At 66.6% G+C, this 16,300-nt stretch carries 18 protein-coding genes and 1 pseudogene; 9 read left to right on the top strand and 10 right to left on the bottom strand.

The features are described 5' to 3' along the window. The first annotated feature begins 27 nt into the window (after positions 1 to 27). Genes fliM through fliR form a run of 6 tightly spaced genes read left to right on the top strand, consistent with a single transcriptional unit; the run spans position 28 to position 3,744 of the window. Positions 28 to 1,029, top strand: a complete 1,002-nt coding sequence (gene fliM / locus ASD34_RS14445) for a flagellar motor switch protein FliM (RefSeq protein ID WP_056578572.1) — start codon at positions 28 to 30, stop codon at positions 1,027 to 1,029. Continuing rightward, the gene (gene fliN / locus ASD34_RS14440) at positions 1,022 to 1,450 is read left to right on the top strand and encodes a flagellar motor switch protein FliN (RefSeq protein WP_056578569.1); all 429 of its coding nucleotides are present in this window, start codon (positions 1,022 to 1,024) and stop codon (positions 1,448 to 1,450) included. The genes fliM and fliN overlap by 8 nt, the downstream gene beginning before the upstream one ends. Continuing rightward, positions 1,447 to 1,929, top strand: coding sequence for a flagellar biosynthetic protein FliO (fliO, locus tag ASD34_RS14435; protein WP_056578567.1), 483 nt, complete (start codon positions 1,447 to 1,449; stop codon positions 1,927 to 1,929). The genes fliN and fliO overlap by 4 nt, the downstream gene beginning before the upstream one ends. A gap of 23 nt (positions 1,930 to 1,952) precedes the next feature. Continuing rightward, positions 1,953 to 2,684, top strand: coding sequence for a flagellar type III secretion system pore protein FliP (gene fliP, locus ASD34_RS14430; RefSeq protein WP_414929887.1), 732 nt, complete (start codon positions 1,953 to 1,955; stop codon positions 2,682 to 2,684). Further along, entirely contained in the window at positions 2,681 to 2,950 is a 270-nt protein-coding gene (gene fliQ, locus ASD34_RS14425) for a flagellar biosynthesis protein FliQ (RefSeq protein WP_056578561.1), read from the top strand. The genes fliP and fliQ overlap by 4 nt, the downstream gene beginning before the upstream one ends. After that, entirely contained in the window at positions 2,947 to 3,744 is a 798-nt protein-coding gene (gene fliR / locus ASD34_RS14420) for a flagellar biosynthetic protein FliR (RefSeq protein WP_056578558.1), read from the top strand. The genes fliQ and fliR overlap by 4 nt, the downstream gene beginning before the upstream one ends. A gap of 163 nt (positions 3,745 to 3,907) precedes the next feature. Here fliR and ASD34_RS14415 read toward each other — a convergent pair whose 3' ends face one another. Beyond that, positions 3,908 to 4,339 carry a GNAT family N-acetyltransferase gene (locus tag ASD34_RS14415; protein ID WP_056578555.1) on the bottom strand — a complete coding sequence of 144 codons (432 nt, stop codon included), beginning with the start codon at positions 4,337 to 4,339 and terminating at the stop codon, positions 3,908 to 3,910. Positions 4,340 to 4,581: 242 nt separating this feature from the next. Here ASD34_RS14415 and kdsA point away from each other — a divergent pair, with 242 nt between their 5' ends. Continuing rightward, entirely contained in the window at positions 4,582 to 5,433 is an 852-nt protein-coding gene (gene kdsA / locus ASD34_RS14410; RefSeq protein ID WP_056578552.1) for a 3-deoxy-8-phosphooctulonate synthase, read from the top strand. A 52-nt stretch (positions 5,434 to 5,485) separates the two neighbouring features. Here the strand turns inward: kdsA and ASD34_RS14405 are convergent, their stop codons facing one another. Both ASD34_RS14405 and ASD34_RS14400 read right to left on the bottom strand, forming a co-directional pair. Next, positions 5,486 to 6,151, bottom strand: a complete 666-nt coding sequence (locus ASD34_RS14405) for a carboxymuconolactone decarboxylase family protein (RefSeq protein WP_056578549.1) — start codon at positions 6,149 to 6,151, stop codon at positions 5,486 to 5,488. A 94-nt stretch (positions 6,152 to 6,245) separates the two neighbouring features. Then, positions 6,246 to 6,737 carry a cupin domain-containing protein gene (locus tag ASD34_RS14400; protein ID WP_056578546.1) on the bottom strand — a complete coding sequence of 164 codons (492 nt, stop codon included), beginning with the start codon at positions 6,735 to 6,737 and terminating at the stop codon, positions 6,246 to 6,248. 136 nt (positions 6,738 to 6,873) lie between these two features. Between ASD34_RS14400 and ASD34_RS14395 the strand changes: the two genes are divergently transcribed. After that, positions 6,874 to 7,785, top strand: a complete 912-nt coding sequence (locus ASD34_RS14395) for a LysR family transcriptional regulator (RefSeq protein ID WP_056578543.1) — start codon at positions 6,874 to 6,876, stop codon at positions 7,783 to 7,785. Here the strand turns inward: ASD34_RS14395 and ASD34_RS14390 are convergent. The 3 genes from ASD34_RS14390 to ASD34_RS14380 all read right to left on the bottom strand — a co-directional run bounded on the left by ASD34_RS14390 (position 7,782) and on the right by ASD34_RS14380 (position 10,461). Then, positions 7,782 to 8,132, bottom strand: a complete 351-nt coding sequence (locus ASD34_RS14390; protein ID WP_082548692.1) for a cyclophilin-like fold protein — start codon at positions 8,130 to 8,132, stop codon at positions 7,782 to 7,784. The two genes, ASD34_RS14395 and ASD34_RS14390, sit on opposite strands and share 4 nt — an antisense overlap. 95 nt (positions 8,133 to 8,227) lie before the next feature. Continuing rightward, positions 8,228 to 9,358: an MFS transporter gene (locus ASD34_RS14385; protein ID WP_056582354.1), complete on the bottom strand. Its 1,131-nt coding sequence runs from the start codon at positions 9,356 to 9,358 to the stop codon at positions 8,228 to 8,230. A gap of 71 nt (positions 9,359 to 9,429) precedes the next feature. Then, positions 9,430 to 10,461, bottom strand: coding sequence for an alpha/beta hydrolase (locus ASD34_RS14380; RefSeq protein WP_157609735.1), 1,032 nt, complete (start codon positions 10,459 to 10,461; stop codon positions 9,430 to 9,432). 273 nt (positions 10,462 to 10,734) lie between these two features. Between ASD34_RS14380 and ASD34_RS14375 the strand changes: the two genes are divergently transcribed. Then, positions 10,735 to 11,643 carry a LysR family transcriptional regulator gene (locus ASD34_RS14375; RefSeq protein WP_056578536.1) on the top strand — a complete coding sequence of 303 codons (909 nt, stop codon included), beginning with the start codon at positions 10,735 to 10,737 and terminating at the stop codon, positions 11,641 to 11,643. A gap of 58 nt (positions 11,644 to 11,701) precedes the next feature. Here the strand turns inward: ASD34_RS14375 and ASD34_RS14370 are convergent, their stop codons facing one another. The 4 genes and pseudogenes from ASD34_RS14370 to ASD34_RS28255 all read right to left on the bottom strand — a co-directional run. Next, the gene (locus ASD34_RS14370) at positions 11,702 to 12,595 is read right to left on the bottom strand and encodes a DMT family transporter (protein ID WP_056578533.1); all 894 of its coding nucleotides are present in this window, start codon (positions 12,593 to 12,595) and stop codon (positions 11,702 to 11,704) included. A gap of 121 nt (positions 12,596 to 12,716) precedes the next feature. Then, entirely contained in the window at positions 12,717 to 13,928 is a 1,212-nt protein-coding gene (gene flgL / locus ASD34_RS14365) for a flagellar hook-associated protein FlgL (protein ID WP_056578530.1), read from the bottom strand. 35 nt (positions 13,929 to 13,963) lie between these two features. Next, on the bottom strand, positions 13,964 to 15,916 hold the full coding sequence (gene flgK, locus ASD34_RS14360; protein ID WP_235510071.1) for a flagellar hook-associated protein FlgK: 1,953 nt from the start codon (positions 15,914 to 15,916) through the stop codon (positions 13,964 to 13,966). Positions 15,917 to 16,039: 123 nt separating this feature from the next. Continuing rightward, a pseudogene (locus ASD34_RS28255) lies at positions 16,040 to 16,300 on the bottom strand (methyl-accepting chemotaxis protein); the annotation flags it as partial.

Below are 16,300 nucleotides of genomic sequence, written 5' to 3'. Positions count from 1 at the left end.
CGATGCTCGCTAGCGGACCCGCGATCCATGGCGTATGAACAGGTGCTCTCCCAGGACGAGGTCGATGCGCTGCTGCAGGGCGTCACCGGCGGCGACCTCGACCAGGCCGCCGCGCCCGCGCTGCCGCCCGACGGCCTGCCGGCGTACGACCTCGGCGCGCCCGACCGCGTGGTGCGCAACCGCATGCACACGCTGGAGGTCATCAACGACCGCTTTGCGCGCGGCCTGCGCAGCGCGCTGCTGAACTTCATGCGCCGCAGCCCCGACATCTCGGTCGGGCCGGTGCAGATCCAGCAGTTCGGCGAGTTCGTGCGGCACCTGCCGGTGCCCGCGAACATCAACATGATCCACATGAAGCCGCTGCGCGGCACCGCGCTCTTCGTGTTCGACCCGAAGCTCGTGTTCCTCGTGGTGGACAACCTGTTCGGCAGCGATGGGCGCTACCACGTGCGCGTGGAAGGACGCGACTTCACGCGCACCGAGCAGCGCATCATCAAGCGCCTGCTCGACCTGTCGCTGCAGTGCTACGGCGACGCGTGGCAGCCCGTGTTCCCGCTGGACTTCGACTACGTGCGCGCCGAGATGCACGGCAAGCTCGCCAACATCGTCGCGCCCAACGAGGTGGTGATCAACACCACGCTGCAGATCGAGTTCGGCCCCATCGGCGGCTTCCTGCACGTATGCCTGCCCTATTCGATGATCGAGCCGATCCGCGACCTGCTGTCCAACCCGATCCAGGACGAGGTCGAGGTCGACAAGCGCTGGGTCACGCAGATGTCGCGCCAGATGCAGGCGGCCGACGTCGAGCTCACCGCCGACTTCGTGACCATGCCCTCGACGCTGGGCGAAGTCATGAAGCTGCGCGTGGGCGACGTCATTCCCATCGAGCTGCCGGCGACGGTGGTCGCCAAGGTCGGCGGCGTGCCCGTGATGGCCTGCGGCTACGGCACCTCCAACGAGCGCTACGCCCTGCGCGTGCAACACATGATCTCCCACCAAGACAGCGATTCGAAGAACGACCATGACTGACAACACCTCTGCCGCCAGCGACGCGGACGACTGGGCCAGCGCACTGGCCGAGCAGACCGCGGCCAGCGCGCCCACGCCCGAGCCGGCTGTGGCGCCGGCCACCGCGCAGGTCTTCCAGCAGATCCAGGACGCACCGGCTGCATCGGCCACCACGCCCGTGGACATCGCGCGCGTGCTCGACGTGCCGGTGCAGCTCACCGCCGAGATCGGCCGCACGCGCATCACCATCAAGAACCTGCTGCAGCTGTCGCAGGGTTCGGTGGTCGAGCTCGACGGCCTGGCCGGCCAGCCGCTGGACGTGCTGATCAACGGCTACCTCATCGCGCAGGGCGAGGTGGTGGTGGTGAACGAGAAGTACGGCATCCGCCTGACCGACATCGTCACGCCCTCCGAGCGCATGCAAAAGCTCGCGCGCACATGAACCTGGCGCGGGTGTCTTCGCTGATAGCGCGGGGAACCGCGCTGCTCGCTTTGGGCCTGCATGCCGCACATGCGGCGCTGCCCACCGTGTCCACACCCGTGCGCGAAGCCGCGCCGCCCGCCGCAGTCGGCGGTGCGGGCCTGCTGCAGGCGGGCTTCGGCATGGCAGCGGTGGTCGGCCTGATCTTCCTGTGCGCGTGGCTGGCGCGGCGCTTCGGTCTGCAGCGCCTGGGCGGCGGCCAGGTGGTGAAGGTGGTGTCCACCGCCATGGTCGGCCCGCGCGAACGCGTGGTCGTGGTGGAAGTGGCGGGCCAGTGGCTGGTGCTGGGCGTCACCGGCAGCCAGGTCCACACGCTGCACACGCTGCCGGCGCAGGCAACGCCTTCTGTTGCAATGCCTGTGCCGGCACAGACACCGATGGGCCTGTTCGCCCAGAAGCTGCGCGACGCTGTCGCCGGCAAGGCGCGCACCACGCCATGACGCGCCGTGCCCTGTACCGCGGCCTGCGCACCGCCTTGCTGCTGCTCGCCGCCACGCTGCCCGCCGCCGCATGGACCCAAGGCCTGCCCGGCCTCACGAGCACGCCGGGCCCCGGCGGCAGCCAGACCTGGTCGCTGAGCGTGCAGACGCTGGTGCTGCTGACCTCGCTCACCTTCCTGCCCGCGCTGCTGTTGTCGATGACCAGTTTCACGCGCATCCTCATCGTGCTGGGCCTGCTGCGCACCGCCATCGGCACGCAGACCTCGCCGCCCAATCAGATCCTGGTGGGGTTGTCGCTGTTCCTCACCTTCTTCGTGATGTCGCCGGTGTTCGACAAGGCCTACACCGAGGCCTACGTGCCCTTCTCCGAAAGCAAGCTCAGTGCCGAGAAAGCGCTGGAACGCGGCATCGCGCCCTTCAAGACCTTCATGCTCAAGCAGACGCGCGAGACCGACCTGGCGCTGTTCGCGCGGCTCGCCAAGGCGCCCGAGATGCAGGGGCCCGAAGACGTGCCGCTGCGCATCCTGCTGCCGGCCTTCGTCATCAGCGAGCTGAAGACGGCGTTCCAGATCGGCTTCACCATCTTCATTCCCTTTCTCATCATCGACCTCGTGGTGGCGAGCGTGCTGATGTCGATGGGCATGATGATGGTGCCGCCCGCATCGATCGCGCTGCCCTTCAAGCTGATGCTGTTCGTGCTGGCCGACGGCTGGCAGCTGCTCATCGGCGCGCTCTCGCAGAGCTTCTACTCATGACGCCCGAGGCCGTCATGACCATGGGCCACCGGGCCATGGAGATCTCGCTGCTGCTGGGTGCGCCGCTGCTGCTGGTGGCGCTGGTGATCGGCCTGGTGGTCAGCATCTTCCAGGCGGCCACGCAGATCAACGAGGCCACGCTGTCCTTCATTCCCAAGCTGCTCGCGGTGTTCGCGACGCTGGTCATCGCCGGGCCGTGGATGCTCGACCGCATGCTCGACTACATGCGCGCCCTGTTCGCCGGCATCCCGCAGATGCTGGCGTGACGCCCTCGGCTTTCTCCGTCACCTCGGGCCAGCTTGAAGCCTGGGTGGTGGCTTTTTTATGGCCCTTCGTTCGCATGCTGGCCATGGTCTCCACGGCGCCGGTGTTCGGCGAGCCCTGGGCGACGCGGCAGCTGAAGGTCGGCATCGCCGCCGTGCTGGCGCTGGTGATCTCGCCCGCCATCGGGCCGCTGCCGGCGGTGCCCGTGGTGTCGGCCGGCGGCTTCTGGATTCTTGTGCAGCAGGTGTTGATCGGCGCCGCCATGGGCTTGTCGATGCGGCTCGTGTTCACCGCCGTGCTGGCCGCCGGCGAGTACATCGGCCTGCAGATGGGTCTGTCGTTCGCGTCCTTCTTCGATCCCATGAGCCATGGCAGCACGATGGTGGTGTCGCGGCTGCTGAACATGTTGGCGATGCTGATATTCATGGCGCTCGATGGTCACCTGCTGATGCTCGAAGCATTGGCCGCGAGCTTTCACACGCTGCCCGTCGCCGACGCGCCACTGGCGGCCGGCGGCTGGATGTTCCTGGTGCTCGCGGCCGGCGACATCTTCGCGAGCGGCCTGCTGCTGGCCTTGCCGCTGATCACCGCGCTGCTCACGCTCAACCTCGCCATGGGCATCCTGAACCGCGCCTCGCCGCAGTTCAGCATCTTCGCCGTGGGATTTCCGCTGACTCTGCTGGCGGGGCTGGTGATGCTGCAGCTGCTGATGCCGCACCTGGCGGCGTTTCTGGAGCCGCGGTTTGCGCAGTCGCTGGCGAACATGCTGCGGTTCACGCAGGGGCTTCGGCCTTGAGGCCGGGCGCATGCTTCCGGCTGTTCCGCCATTTCGAAGAACGGAAGCTCTTTCTTGAGGCTGGAGGAGCGCTTCGGGCCCGTTGCAAATACTGGCTTCCCCGGAAGCAGACCTCTGTAAGGCTACCAACGGCTTGCTGGTGCTTATCCTCTCGATTCAAGCGTCAGGTTTCACTGAGGTAGCCCCTCTCCACCTGCTGCTGCTGATTCTCGAAGATGGCCATCGCCGTCTTCATTCGCATGAAACCGAGCTTCCTGTAGAAAGGCTCTTTGCCAGGGACCGCATACAAGATGATTTTCTTGTGACCGTATGACATTTCCACCAGCTCGCTGACAACCTGCTTGCCAACGCCTGTGCCCTGATGGCTCGGCAATACCGCAACGTCGCAGATGTACGAGCAGTCTCCACCATCGGCGAGCGCACGCCCCGCCGCCACCAGCTTCGTGTGCTCGTAGACGAAACACTTGAACATGCTGTTCGAGAAGACCTTTTGCAGATGAAGCGGCTTCTTCTCGCCCAGTGGGGCGGCCCGATACAGGGCAGCAAGTTCTTCCCAGTCGATTCCATCGGTGGAGTGTTTCCATTCGAGTGTCACGTGTGGCTCCGAGGTCGGGTTGTGGCCGACTGTAGCGCGTCGCGATACCGTCGCGAAGGCCCACAGCGGGCATGTGGCGCTCTTGCGACCCGTGGACTTTCCTTCAAGGCAGTGACGTGTTCCCGGATGAAATTTGCCACGACGGAGGAACGCGTCGACTCCCGGCACGCCCTGCAAGGACCTGGTTGGCGGCCGAAACCTGAACCGCGAGAATGCAGCCAACACCCACAGAGGAGCTCGTATTGACCACCGTCGCCATCACCCCCGCCATCAACGTCAGCAACAGCGACGGCTTCGTCTTGTTCGGCGGCGTGAACGTCCTCGAGTCGAAGGACATGGCCCTGCGTGCCGCCGAAGAGTACGTCCGCGTCACCCAAAAGCTCGGCATCCCCTACGTCTTCAAGGCCAGTTTCGACAAGGCGAATCGCTCCTCCATCCATTCCTACCGTGGCCCCGGCCTGGAAGAGGGTCTGAGAATCTTCGAGGCCGTCAAGGCGGCGTTCGGCGTGCCCGTTCTCACCGACGTGCACGAGCCATGGCAGGCGAAACCGGTCGCCGAAGTGGTCGACGTTCTGCAATTGCCTGCGTTCCTCGCCCGCCAGACGGACCTGGTCGTCGCGCTCGCCAAGACGGGCAAGGTCATCAACGTCAAGAAGCCCCAGTTCCTGAGCCCGACGCAGGTGCTCAACATCGTCGAGAAAATCAAGGAAGCGGGCACCTCTCCCGTCATCCTGTGCGACCGCGGCACCTGCTTCGGCTACGACAACCTGGTGGTGGACATGCTCGGCTTCGGCACCATGAAGAAGGTCACGGGAAACCTGCCGGTCATCTTCGACGTGACGCATGCGCTGCAACAACGCGAAGCGAACGCCATCGCCTCGGGCGGACGACGCGAGCAGGTGGCCGAGCTGGCGCGGGCCGGCCTGGCGGTGGGCCTGGCGGGCCTCTTTCTTGAAGCACATCCGGACCCGGCGCAGGCGAAATGCGACGGCCCCAGTGCGCTGCCGCTGGACCAGCTGGAGCCGTTCCTCACGCAGCTGAAGGCGTTGGACGACCTGGTGAAGTCTTTCGCGCCGTTGCATATCCGCGCCTGAACGCCTGGCGGTTTCGGGCGTCGCAGTGTGCGGCGTTTCTCCCGATGCGATTTCAACGTCCGGGGCGTGCGGCCAGCTGGCGGTCCAGTGCTTCACGCGCCCTGCGGGCTGCGCCCGCGTCGACGCGGTCTGCAAGAACCTGGGTCAGCTGGTTCAGTTGGGCCGCGGTGATGCCCACGTTCATGCTGATGCCCATGTGGGACTGGAGCTGCGACTCGGCACCCGCAAGCGCCGACAGCATTCCGACCGTCGCCAGCTCGCGACTCGGCCAGTCGAGGTTGTCTCGCTCGAACACATCGCCGAAGAGATGCGTCTTCAGGTACTCGTCGATGGCCGGCGCAAACTCGAACAACGCGCCCTTGACGGGCTGACCGACGAGCTTCGTCTGGTTGGCCGTGCCGGCTGCCCGCAGCGCGGCGCCCGTCGGAATGGGGCGCGAGGGCTGCTGCCCCTGCGCGTCCTGGACACCGCGCTGCTTGCGGGCTTGCACGACCTTCATCAGTTCGCCCAGCGCATTGAGGCTGCGCGGAAATCCCGCATAGGCGTACACCTGCACCAGGATCTCTTTCGCATCGTTCACCGAGAGGCCCGCGTCGAGTCCCTGTTCGAGCGCGGTGTTCAGGCGGGCGATGTCGCCGGCCGCTGCGAACGCCGCGATGGGGATGATCGATTGCTGGCGCTGCGAGAGCGTCTCGGATGCGGTGCGCGTGGCGTTCATGTTCGTGGGCTCCTGGGACCCGGTGGCGGCATGGCACGGGGCGGCGGCGAGGGACAGGGCGAAGGCCAGGGCCAGTGCCCCGCCGTTGCCCTGCCTAGCGTCGGTTGTATTGCGCATCGGTGACCTTCTCCATCCATTCGACGTTCTTTCCACCCACGGTGCCGGTAACGGCCAGGTGGACCAGCGCCGTGAAGGGCGCGGCGCCGTGCCAGTGCTTGACGCCCGGAGGACACCAGACGACATCGCCGGGGCGGATCTCCTGCACGGGCTTGCCCCACTCCTGCGTCAGTCCGAGACCCGACTGGACCACCAGGCGCTGTCCCGCCGGATGGGTGTGCCACGCGGAGCGGGCGCCGGGCTCGAAGGTCACGAGGCCGCCGGAGGCATTGAGGGTGTCGGTGGCGGGCCACACCGGGTCGACACGCACACGGCCGGTGAAATATTCGGCAGGCCCCACGGCGGAAGGTTGGCTGCCGGCCCTAGCGAGCTGCTGGGCCGCTGCGGGTGCCGGCGCAGGTTCGGCGCCTGCGCCGATGGCGTTCAAGGCTGCGAGGTAAAGCGCCGCCTTCAAGGGTCGGATGCACATGGGGGTCAGCTCCTGGTCGTCGATGGAAGGAAGTGCGTCGCCGTTGTCGAAGCGACGCGATGAAGCAACTTTATGGACCCGGTGCTTGATTGAGAAGACTGCAAAATCGGGATGCTTATGTGAACAGGGCTCACCAATGGCCAAAGAAAACCTGAACGATCTCCAGGCGTTTGTCGTCGTCGCGCGCGAACGCAGCTTCACCCGTGCCGCCGCCCAGATGGGCGTGTCGCGCTCGGCGCTCAGTCACTCGATGCTGGCGCTGGAGGCCCGGCTGGGCGTGCGCCTGCTGACGCGCACCACGCGCAGCGTCTCGGTCACCGACGCAGGTGCCCGGCTCCTGAATACGCTGGCGCCCCGGCTGAAGGACATCGAGCGCGAACTCGAGTCCCTCACCGCGATGCGCGACAAGCCGGCCGGCACGGTTCGCATCACCACGCACGACCATGCGATTGCCACGGTGCTGTGGCCCCGGCTCATGCCGCTGCTCAAGCAGTATCCGGACATCGAGGTGGAGTTCAGCGTCGACTACGGCTTCACCGACATCGCAGCCGAAAGGTTCGATGCCGGCGTGCGGGTGGGCAACCGTGTCGACAAGGACATGGTGGCGGTGCCGATTGCACCGGCATTGAGGATGGCGGTGGCGGCTTCGCCCGACTATCTCGCGGGCAAGTCCGTTCCCCGCAAGCCCGAAGACCTGACCGCACACCGCTGCGTGAACCTGCGGCTTCCCACGCACGGCGGGCTGTACGCCTGGGATTTCGAGAAAGGAAAGAAGCAGGTCAGCGTGCGGGTGCAAGGCCAGACGGTGTTCAACAACACCTTCCTGATGCTGCGCGCGGCACTGGACGGCATGGGCTTCGCCTACGTGCCTTTCGACATCATGGAAGAGCACATCGATGAGGGTCGACTGGTTCCGGTGCTGCAGGACTGGTGGCCGAGCTTCCCGGGCTATCACCTGTACTACGCCAACCGTCGCCATCTGTCCCCGGCGCTCGCGCTGGTCATCGAAGCCCTGAGATACCGGACGCCGCTGGCCAAGCGCGTCTAGCGCGTGGAGTCCGTCGAGAACCCGATCCGCACGCTGCCGCTGCCGAGCGCCTCGGCCAGCCCAGCGGCGTCGTCCACGCGGCCGAGACGGGTGTAGGCGTAGGGCGATTCGAAGGTCTTGTAGAAGACGACCAGGGTTCGCGGCCCGTACAGCATCAGGTCGCCGCTTCTGATCGTGCCGGGACGGATCTCGCTCGTCGGCAGCGATCGCGGCAACGCCGCATGCTTCTCGTTGTTGTGGAGGTCCGGCATGTCGATCGAGAGCGGCAGCATCGCGGCGAAGGCGCGGGCTGCCTCGGTGTCGGCCAGGGTGATGGCGAAGCGGCGTTCGCCGACGGTCATCCACATGCGTGATTCCTCCGTTTGAACAGCGGCCGCGGGAGCCGCGACACACGCCCCGAGCACGAGCAGGCCGCACCACAGCGCGATTCCATGCCATCGGCTCATGCCGGTTGCCGCGCTTGCGAACGCGCAGTCAACCAGGCGAGGAAAGCCCCCAGCAGCAGCATGGCGGCACTCGCGATGAAGGTGCTCTGATAGCCCGTCGCATCGAACAGCAGACCGCCCACGGTCGATCCCAGTGCGATGGCCAACTGGATCACCGCCACCATCAGCCCACCGCCGGCTTCGGCGTTGTGCGGCATGGCATCGGCGATCCAGCTCCACCAGCCGACCGGAGCGGCCGTCGCCAGCAGGCCCCACACGCCCAGCAGCGCCACGATGGCCGGGACCCGCGCGCCGAAGGCAATGAGCGTCACCGCGATCACCGCCATCAGGATCGGGATGGTGATCAGCGTCTTGTACAGGCCGCGCTTGAGCACCGCGCCGATCAGCGCCGTGCCGACAAACCCCGCCACGCCGATCACGAGCAGGATGAGCGACAGCGTCGACACGTTCACGTGCGTCACCGTTTCGAGGAACGGCCGCACGTAAGTGAACAACGCGAACTGGCCCATGAAGAAGGCGCCGCATGCCGCGATGCCCAAGGCGACGGGGCGGCGCTTCAGCACCTTGAACACATGGCCCGAACCCGGAGCGCCGCCCTGAACCCTCATGGCCGGCAGGCTGATCCACTGCCAGACCCCGGCGATCACCGCCACCGGAACCAGGCAGAAGAAGGCACCACGCCAGCCCATGACCGAACCGAGATAGCTGCCCAGTGGCGCGGCGATCACCGTGGCCAGTGCGTTGCCACCGTTGAAGATGGCCAGGGCGCGCGGCACCTCGCGGGGCGGCACCAGCCGCATCGCCGTGGCGGCCGACATGGACCAGAAGCCACCGATGACCACGCCGATGAGCGCACGGCCCCCCATGTAGACCGAATAGCTAGGCGCCGCCGCGACCACGGCGCCTGAGACGGCCATCAGCGCAGTCAATCCCAGCAGCAAGGTCTTGCGGTTCATGCCGCCGGCGAGCGTCGATACCGAGAGGCTGGTCAGCACCGCGAACGCACCGGAGATCGCGATGCCCTGCCCGGCCATGCCCTGGCTGACATGGAGATCGGCCGCGATCGGCGTCAGCAGGCTGACGGGCATGAACTCTGAAGCGATCAATGCGAACACGCACAGCGACATCGCGAACACGCCGCTCCAATTCGCGGCCGTGGGACGACTTTTCCGGTCGACGGCCTCGGACAGCAGCGCCGTCACAACGCCACCGTCTGCGCCAGATGCCGGCCGAAGAACGCGGTCAGCTTGTCCCATGGAATGAGGTTCACACGGTCGTAGAGATCGACGTGGCCGGCGCCCCGCACCCACACCAGCTCCTTCGGTTCGGCGGCACGCCGGTAGGCGTCTTCGCTGAACTCCTTGGAATGCGCATGGTCGCCGCTGATGAACAGCAGCGGACGCGGCGAGATCGTCTCGATGTCGTTGAACGGATAGAAGTTCATGAACTTGACGTTGCTGGCGACCGTCGGCTTCGTGGTCCTTTGGGGCGATGCGCCAGCAGGCGTGAACTCGCCGCGCGGCGTGCGATAGAAATCGAAGAACTCGCGCTGTATCGGATGCGTGTCTGCGGTCAGCGCCAGATCGGTGCCGCCCGCGACAGCGATTTCACCGCCCTGGAACTCCACATAGCGTTGCTCGGCGGCCGCGGCGATGCTGGCCTTGCGCTGCGCCAGCGTCTGTGATTTCTGAAGCGCATGGCGGTTGACGGCGCCCATGTCGTACATGCTCACCGTGGCAATCGCCTTCATGCGCGGATCGATCTTGGCCGCACTGATCACGAAACTGCCGCTGCCGCAGATGCCGATCGCGCCGATGCAGCGTCGGTCCACAAAGGACTGCGTCCCCAAAAAATCGACCGCTGCGCTGAACGCTTCGGCATACATCTCCGGCGACACAAGGTTGCGAGGCCCGTCGCTCTCGCCCCAGCCCGGCAGATCGATGGCGAGCGTGACGAAGCCCTGTTCGGCCATCTTGGTCGCGTAGAGGTTCGCGCTTTGCTCCTTCACGGCCCCCATCGGATGGCTCACGACGAGCGCCGGGTGGGCCTTGCTGCGGTCGAAGGTCTTGGGAACGAAGAGGTTGCCCACCACGTTCATCTGGTACTGGTTCTTGAAGGTGACCTTCTGCAGCGTCACCTTGTCGCTCTTGTAGAAGTTGTCTGCGCCGTTGGACACGTCGGAGCTCGCTTTCATGTTCGCCGCAAAAGCGGCATGGCCTGTGACCGACATGAGGCCCAGCGCCGCGGCGCCAGTGCCCGCTTGCCTCAGGAATTCGCGCCGCTCGAACGCAGGGCTGCGCGTGGTTTCTGCGGCGTGTTCCGGGTTGAAGGCATTGCTCATTGCTCGATCTGCTTTGGTGAGGGGTCGAAATCGGCGGCCAGGGAGGCCGCCGGCGGGATCTCTTACCCTGAATGTTCGGCCCCGGCAGTCGATCTGACTAGCTAATGAATTCTTAAAAGCTATATAAGTCAGGCTAATCAATCCAGATGGGAGACTGCCCCCATGGTCAAACGCAATCTGAACGATCTCCTGTACTTCGTGACGGTGGCGCGCGAAGGCAGCTTCACGCGGGCCGCCTCGCTGCTGGGTGTCACGCAATCGGCCCTCAGCCAGGCCATCAGCGGCCTGGAGGCGCGGCTGGAGATCCGGCTGCTCACGCGCACCACGCGCAGCGTGTCGCCCACGGCCGCCGGAGAACGGCTGCTGAACGCCATCGGCCATCGCTTCGACGAGATCGACGCCGAACTGGATGAGCTGACGCAAATGCGCGACAAGCCGGCGGGCACGGTGCGCATCACTTGCGGCGAACACATCCTTCGCACCACGCTGCTGCCCAAGCTCACGCCCCTGTTGCGCGACTACCCCGACATCAAGGTCGAGTTCGACGTCAACTACGGATTCCGCGACATCGTGGCCGACCGCTTCGACGCGGGCGTGCGTCTGGGCGACACCATCGACAAGGACATGATTGCGGTGCCGATCGGGCCGCAACTGCGCATGGCGGTGGCGGCCTCTCCTGCCTACTTCAAGGCCCATGCGCCGCCAAAGACGCCACGCGATCTGCTCGCGCACAACTGCATCAACATGCGCATGCAGACCGCGGGAGGGCTGCGGGTCTGGGACTTCGAGCGACGCGGCAAGCCGTTGAACGTGCGGGTCGATGGGCAGCTCACCTTCAACACCTCGCCCAGCATGGTGGATGCCGCGTTGGCCGGGCTGGGCATCGCCTTCCTGCCCGAAGAGGAGTTCGCACCACACCTCGGCAAGGGTCAACTGATGCGCGTGCTCGAGGACTGGTGCCCTCCATTCCCTGGCTACTACCTGTACTACCCGAGCCGTCGGCAGCCATCGCACGCGTTCTCGCTGGTGCTCAACGCGCTGCGCTTCTCGCCTCCACTCGCAGGCGGCTAGTCAACGGCAAGGGTGGGTGGCGAGGCTGATCTGGAACGCCTGAACAAGACGCCTCAGGTCAGGCGGCCTTACGCCTTTTCTGCGCAGACCGTGGCGCCTCGCTTCGCGCCAACCACAGCCCGCTCGCAATGATCAACGCACCGCCGCCCAGCGTCCATGCATCGGGCGCGGCCTGCCAGAACACCCAGTCCAGCACCAGCGCCCACGCGAGCGCGCTGTATTCGAAGGGCGCGATGGCTGCGGCCTGGCCGTGGCGGAAGGCTTCGGCGATGGCCATCTGGCCCAAGAAGCCGCTGACGGCCAGGCCTGCGAGCACCCAGGTGTGCTCGGCCTGGATCGGCACCCAGTGCGGCGCCGCCAGCAGGCTCCCGCCGAGCGCCATGCCCGCGGTGGTCCAGAAGACCACCGCGGTGCTCGGTTCGGTGCGGCTGATGAGCCGGCCCAGCATGTTCGACAGCGCGTAGCAGACGGCGGCCACCAGAATCGCCACGGCGCCCGTCGAAAGAAAGGCGTCCTGCTCGGGCCGCAGTGCGATCACGACACCGGCGAAGCCCAGCCCGATCGCGATCCAATGGCGCGGAAGAATCGACTCGCCCAGCAGCGGCACGGCGATGAGCACCATCAGCAGCGGCGCGATGAACGTGAGCGTGTAGGCCTCGGCCAGGCCCAGGGTCTTCAGGCCATGCACGAAGAGCACGAGCATCGCCATGTTCAACCCAGTGCGCAGCAGGTGCAAAGGCCAACGCAGCCGGCGGTTGAAAACGCCGGCTGCCTCGCGCCGCCAAGCGATGTACAGGCACACCAACGGCAGCGCGGTGAGGCCGCGCAATGCCATCACCTGCACCGGCGGGTAGTGCCCGGCGAGGTTCTTGAGCAGCGCGTCCATGCAGGCGAAGAAGGCGCAAGCCAACAGCATCGCGGCAATGCCGCGCAGGGTTCCGGTCGGGTGCATGGTGACGTTGTCTCGCGGCCGTGGCCGGCAGAGACGGGGCTTGTTCTTGACCGCCAAGCATAGGCCCTGCGAACGCCTGGTTCTTCAGGGGCCACCGTCACCACGGTCGCCCCTTCCACGCTCACAGGTAGTTGAACAACGAAATACTGTTCAACCGCGCAAACGTCATCTGCGTCGCCTGCAACGAGGCCTGCCGCTGGTAGAAATCCGAAATTGCAGCGTACGGATCGAGGTCCTCGATCGAGGACAGGTAGCTTTCTTCCTGCAGCTTGTTCATCGCACCCGCGCTGTCGAGCGCCTCCAGTTCGACCTGGCGTGAGCCCACCGACGACAGCACGGTGAGCACGTTGTCGTGCGCGTTCGTCACCTTCACGTTGGCCGTGCTCAAGGCGTTGCGCAGCTGCGCCTGGGCTGCGGCGCCGCCGCCATCGAGCGGTGCGCGCAGCGCGGTCACCAGCTCGCCCAGGGCCGCGAAGATGTCGGTGCCGGCGTTCTGTGCGGTCGACACGTCGAAGCTGTCGCCGTCGGCGGGCGTACCGCTGATCGCGATCTGCACACCGCCGAACGTGATCGGGCTTCCGGCCGTGAACGGGCCGCTCGCGGCGAGCACGGGTGGCGTGTCCCTGGTCATTACCGTGTAGTCGGTGCCGTTGAAGCGGATGGTGAAGTCACGGCCGTGGTTCGGTGCGGTGGCATCGGTGGTGCTCACTGCGCCGAAGACGCCGGAGCCGGTGTTGGCGGGCGCGCCCGAGGCCACGTAGCCCGCGCCGCCCTGCACCGTCTGAAAAATGCTGCGACCGTCGTCCGAGGTCGACATCTGCCGCGCCACGTCGATCTGCATCAGCCGCTCCCCCTGGTCGCCGACGTACTGCACGCCGCCGCCGTCGGCCATCACGAAGGGCGGGCTGCCGCTCTTGAAACCTGCGAACAAGTACTGCCCGTTGCCGTTGTCGCTGTTGGCCACGCCCACGAGCTGCTCCAGGCTGCTCTGGATCGCGGTGGCGAGCGAGGCGCGGTCGGCGTCGGAGAGGCTGCCGCCGCCGGCTTGCACGACCAGCGTCTTCACGTGCTGCAGGATCGACGTCACCGAGTCGAGCGCGTTCTCTTCCGTCGACAGCGCCAGCGCCGCGCGCTGGCGGCTGGTGGCGAACTGGGCGCCTTCGGCCAGCGTCTGGCTCACGCCGAGCGCGCGCGCGGCGCCCACCGGGTCGTCGCCGGCCGACAAGAACTTGGAGTTGGTCGCCAGCTGCTGCTGGACCTTGAACAGCTTCTGCTGCTGCAAGCCCATCGACTGCAGGCTCTGTTCGTAGAAGGATTGGGTGCTGATGCGCATCGCGGGTCCTGGAATCTTGGCGTGAAGTGTGGCGCTCAGCTGCGGATGCCGAGGATGGCGTCGAACATCGCCGAGGCGGTCTGGATCACCTTGGCGTTGGCCTGGTACATCTGCTGGAACATCAGCAGGTTGCCGGTTTCCTCATCCTGGTTGACGCCGGAGATCGCGCGCTGGCTGGCCTTGATCTGGCCGGTCACGCTGTCCTGCGTGGTGGCCGCCACCTTGATCGACATGGCGCGGTTGCCGACGTCGCTCACCAACTGCGAGTAGGCGCCGTTGAAGGTCGCGGTGCCGTTCGACATCGTGGTCTTGCGCTGCAGTGCGCCCAGCAGCAGCGCGTTGCCGCCGTCGGAAACACCGCCCGTGTTCTTGCCGATGGTGAAGGTGTCACCCTGCGCGGGTGTGCCCGTCATGCCCACGGTGATGCCGTCGAAGCTCATCTTCGCGCCCGCCGTGTACGGCACGGGTGTGCCCGCCGGGTAGCTGGTGGTGGTGCCGTCGGCGCGCGTGACGGTCACGGCCGAGCCGGCGGGAAAGCCCGACAGCGTGCCGGTGCCCGCGTTGAAGCTCAGCGTGACGGTGCCGGCCAGCGGCGCGCCCGGGTAGGCGGCATCGACGGTGGCCGCACCCAGCACGCCGCTGCCCTTGTTGCCCGCGGTGTTGCCGGTGATCACGGGCGACGCGGCGGCCACCTTGGCCGGGTCGCGCACCAGCACGTCGAGGTCGCGCGCGCCGGTGCGCGTGGGCTGCACCAGGAACGAATCACCGGCCTGCGCCGTGCCGCTCGCGGCCGCGAGGCTCACGCCGTCGAAGCTGATCGGGAAGGTCGTGAAGCTGCCCATCGGCGTCTTGTCCGAAAGCCGCGTGACCGTATAGGTGAGCGTGCCCGCCACGTCGGTGACGCTCACGTTGTAGTCGCTGGTGGTGAGCTTCGACGCGTCGCTCAGCGTGGCGCCCAACTCGAGGGTGCCGGTGTTGCCGGCGTTGGCGATCGTGCCCGGCACGGCCTGCGAGAAGAAGTTCTGGCCCAGTACGCCGTTCAGGTCCACGCCCAATTGGTGCTGCGCATTCACTGCGTCGGCCACCGACATGGCGAGCCGGCCGATGGTGTTCTGCGTGGGAATCAGCGTGTCCTTGCGGAAGGCCATGAGGCCGCCGAGCACGCCGCCGGTGAAGGCGCCGTCATCGAGCTCGACGGTGTTGCCGGCAAAGCCCGACAGCGCCACCACCTGGCGCGTCGGGTCCGACGACGACGCCACCGCCGCCATCTTCGACGCGTGGTCGCCCACCACCAGCGACTGGCCGGTGGCGATGAACACGTTGTACTTGCCGTTGTCCTGCTGCAGCACGCGCACGTCGACCACCTGGCTCAGCTCGCTCACGAGCTGGTCGCGCTGGTCGAGCAGGTCGTTCGGCGCCTGGCCACCGGCCACCGCGCTCATCTGGCTGATCTGCTGGTTCAGGCTGGCGATCTTGGCGGCGTAGGTGTTGATCTGGCTGACGCTGCCCACGATCTGCTCGTTGACCGAGGTGTTCAGGTCCGACAGGTACTGGTCGGTTGCGCGGAACTTGCTGGCCAGCGACTGCGCCGCACTGATCATCTGCTGGCGCGCGGCCGGGTCGGCCGGCGTGTTGGCCACGCCCTGCACGCTGGTGAAGAAGCTCTGCATCAGCGGCGCGATGCCCGAGGTCTTGTCGGCCAGCAGTGTGTCGATGCGGTTGACCTGCACGCCATTGGTGGCGAGCGCGGCCGACTGCGACTGCGCGGTGGCCAGCTGCGCCGTGAGGTAGCGGTCGTAGCTGCGCGACACGGTCGTCACGTTGGCGCCCGAACCGATGAAGCCCGAGCCGCTGGCGATGCCGCCCGCCGTGGCGATCTCGGCAATCTGGCGGCTGTAGCCGGCCGTGTACACGTTGGCGGTGTTGTGGGCCGTGGTCATCAGCGCGGTGCGGGCGACCGCGAGGCCGCTCAGACCTGTGTAGAACATGCTTCCGGACATATGGCTTTACCTGTCAAAGGGGTGTGTGGGAGCGGCATCGCGTGATGCCTCCCCGTAGTTATCGGCAGCGCGCGCCCGAAGTTGAGGGCGCGTGCACTCATACCGACTTGCTCAGAACTCCGACCAGTCGCCCTTGGCGTCGCCGGCCATGGCGAGCTGCGGCGTGCCGGTGGGCTCGCGGCGCGTGGGCAGCGCCTTCGCACGCGGCTTGGGCGTTGGCTTCGGTACTTTCGGAATCGGCGTGATGCGCGTGAAGCCGGCGCGGGTCGTCGCGACCGCGTTCGCGTCGAGCTTGAACACGCTCACGGCCTGCACGAGGCTGCCGGCCTGCTCCTGCAGCGACTGCGCCGCCGCCGAGGCCTCTTCCACCAA

Origin of the sequence: Variovorax sp. Root473 (assembly GCF_001426505.1) — a bacterium.
GTDB lineage: Bacteria > Pseudomonadota > Gammaproteobacteria > Burkholderiales > Burkholderiaceae_C > Variovorax.
The sequence above is the reverse complement of the archived record's forward strand: the minus strand, read 5'-3'. Positions and strand labels throughout refer to the sequence as shown.

Excerpts from the sequence above, each read along its gene's own strand:
- fliN (WP_056578569.1), top strand. The coding sequence starts at position 1,022 with ATGACTGACAACACCTCTGCCGCCAGCGACGCGGACGACTGGGCCAGC.
- ASD34_RS14380 (WP_157609735.1), bottom strand. The coding sequence starts at position 10,461 with ATGTCGGTCACAGGCCATGCCGCTTTTGCGGCGAACATGAAAGCGAGC.
- ASD34_RS14385 (WP_056582354.1), bottom strand. The coding sequence starts at position 9,358 with ATGTCGCTGTGCGTGTTCGCATTGATCGCTTCAGAGTTCATGCCCGTC.
- ASD34_RS14375 (WP_056578536.1), top strand. The coding sequence starts at position 10,735 with ATGGTCAAACGCAATCTGAACGATCTCCTGTACTTCGTGACGGTGGCG.
- fliO (WP_056578567.1), top strand. The coding sequence starts at position 1,447 with ATGAACCTGGCGCGGGTGTCTTCGCTGATAGCGCGGGGAACCGCGCTG.
- fliM (WP_056578572.1), top strand. The coding sequence starts at position 28 with ATGGCGTATGAACAGGTGCTCTCCCAGGACGAGGTCGATGCGCTGCTG.
- flgL (WP_056578530.1), bottom strand. The coding sequence starts at position 13,928 with ATGCGCATCAGCACCCAATCCTTCTACGAACAGAGCCTGCAGTCGATG.
- flgK (WP_235510071.1), bottom strand. The coding sequence starts at position 15,916 with ATGTTCTACACAGGTCTGAGCGGCCTCGCGGTCGCCCGCACCGCGCTG.
- ASD34_RS14390 (WP_082548692.1), bottom strand. The coding sequence starts at position 8,132 with ATGTGGATGACCGTCGGCGAACGCCGCTTCGCCATCACCCTGGCCGAC.
- ASD34_RS14395 (WP_056578543.1), top strand. The coding sequence starts at position 6,874 with ATGGCCAAAGAAAACCTGAACGATCTCCAGGCGTTTGTCGTCGTCGCG.
- ASD34_RS14405 (WP_056578549.1), bottom strand. The coding sequence starts at position 6,151 with ATGAACGCCACGCGCACCGCATCCGAGACGCTCTCGCAGCGCCAGCAA.
- ASD34_RS14370 (WP_056578533.1), bottom strand. The coding sequence starts at position 12,595 with ATGCACCCGACCGGAACCCTGCGCGGCATTGCCGCGATGCTGTTGGCT.
- fliQ (WP_056578561.1), top strand. The coding sequence starts at position 2,681 with ATGACGCCCGAGGCCGTCATGACCATGGGCCACCGGGCCATGGAGATC.
- ASD34_RS14400 (WP_056578546.1), bottom strand. The coding sequence starts at position 6,737 with ATGTGCATCCGACCCTTGAAGGCGGCGCTTTACCTCGCAGCCTTGAAC.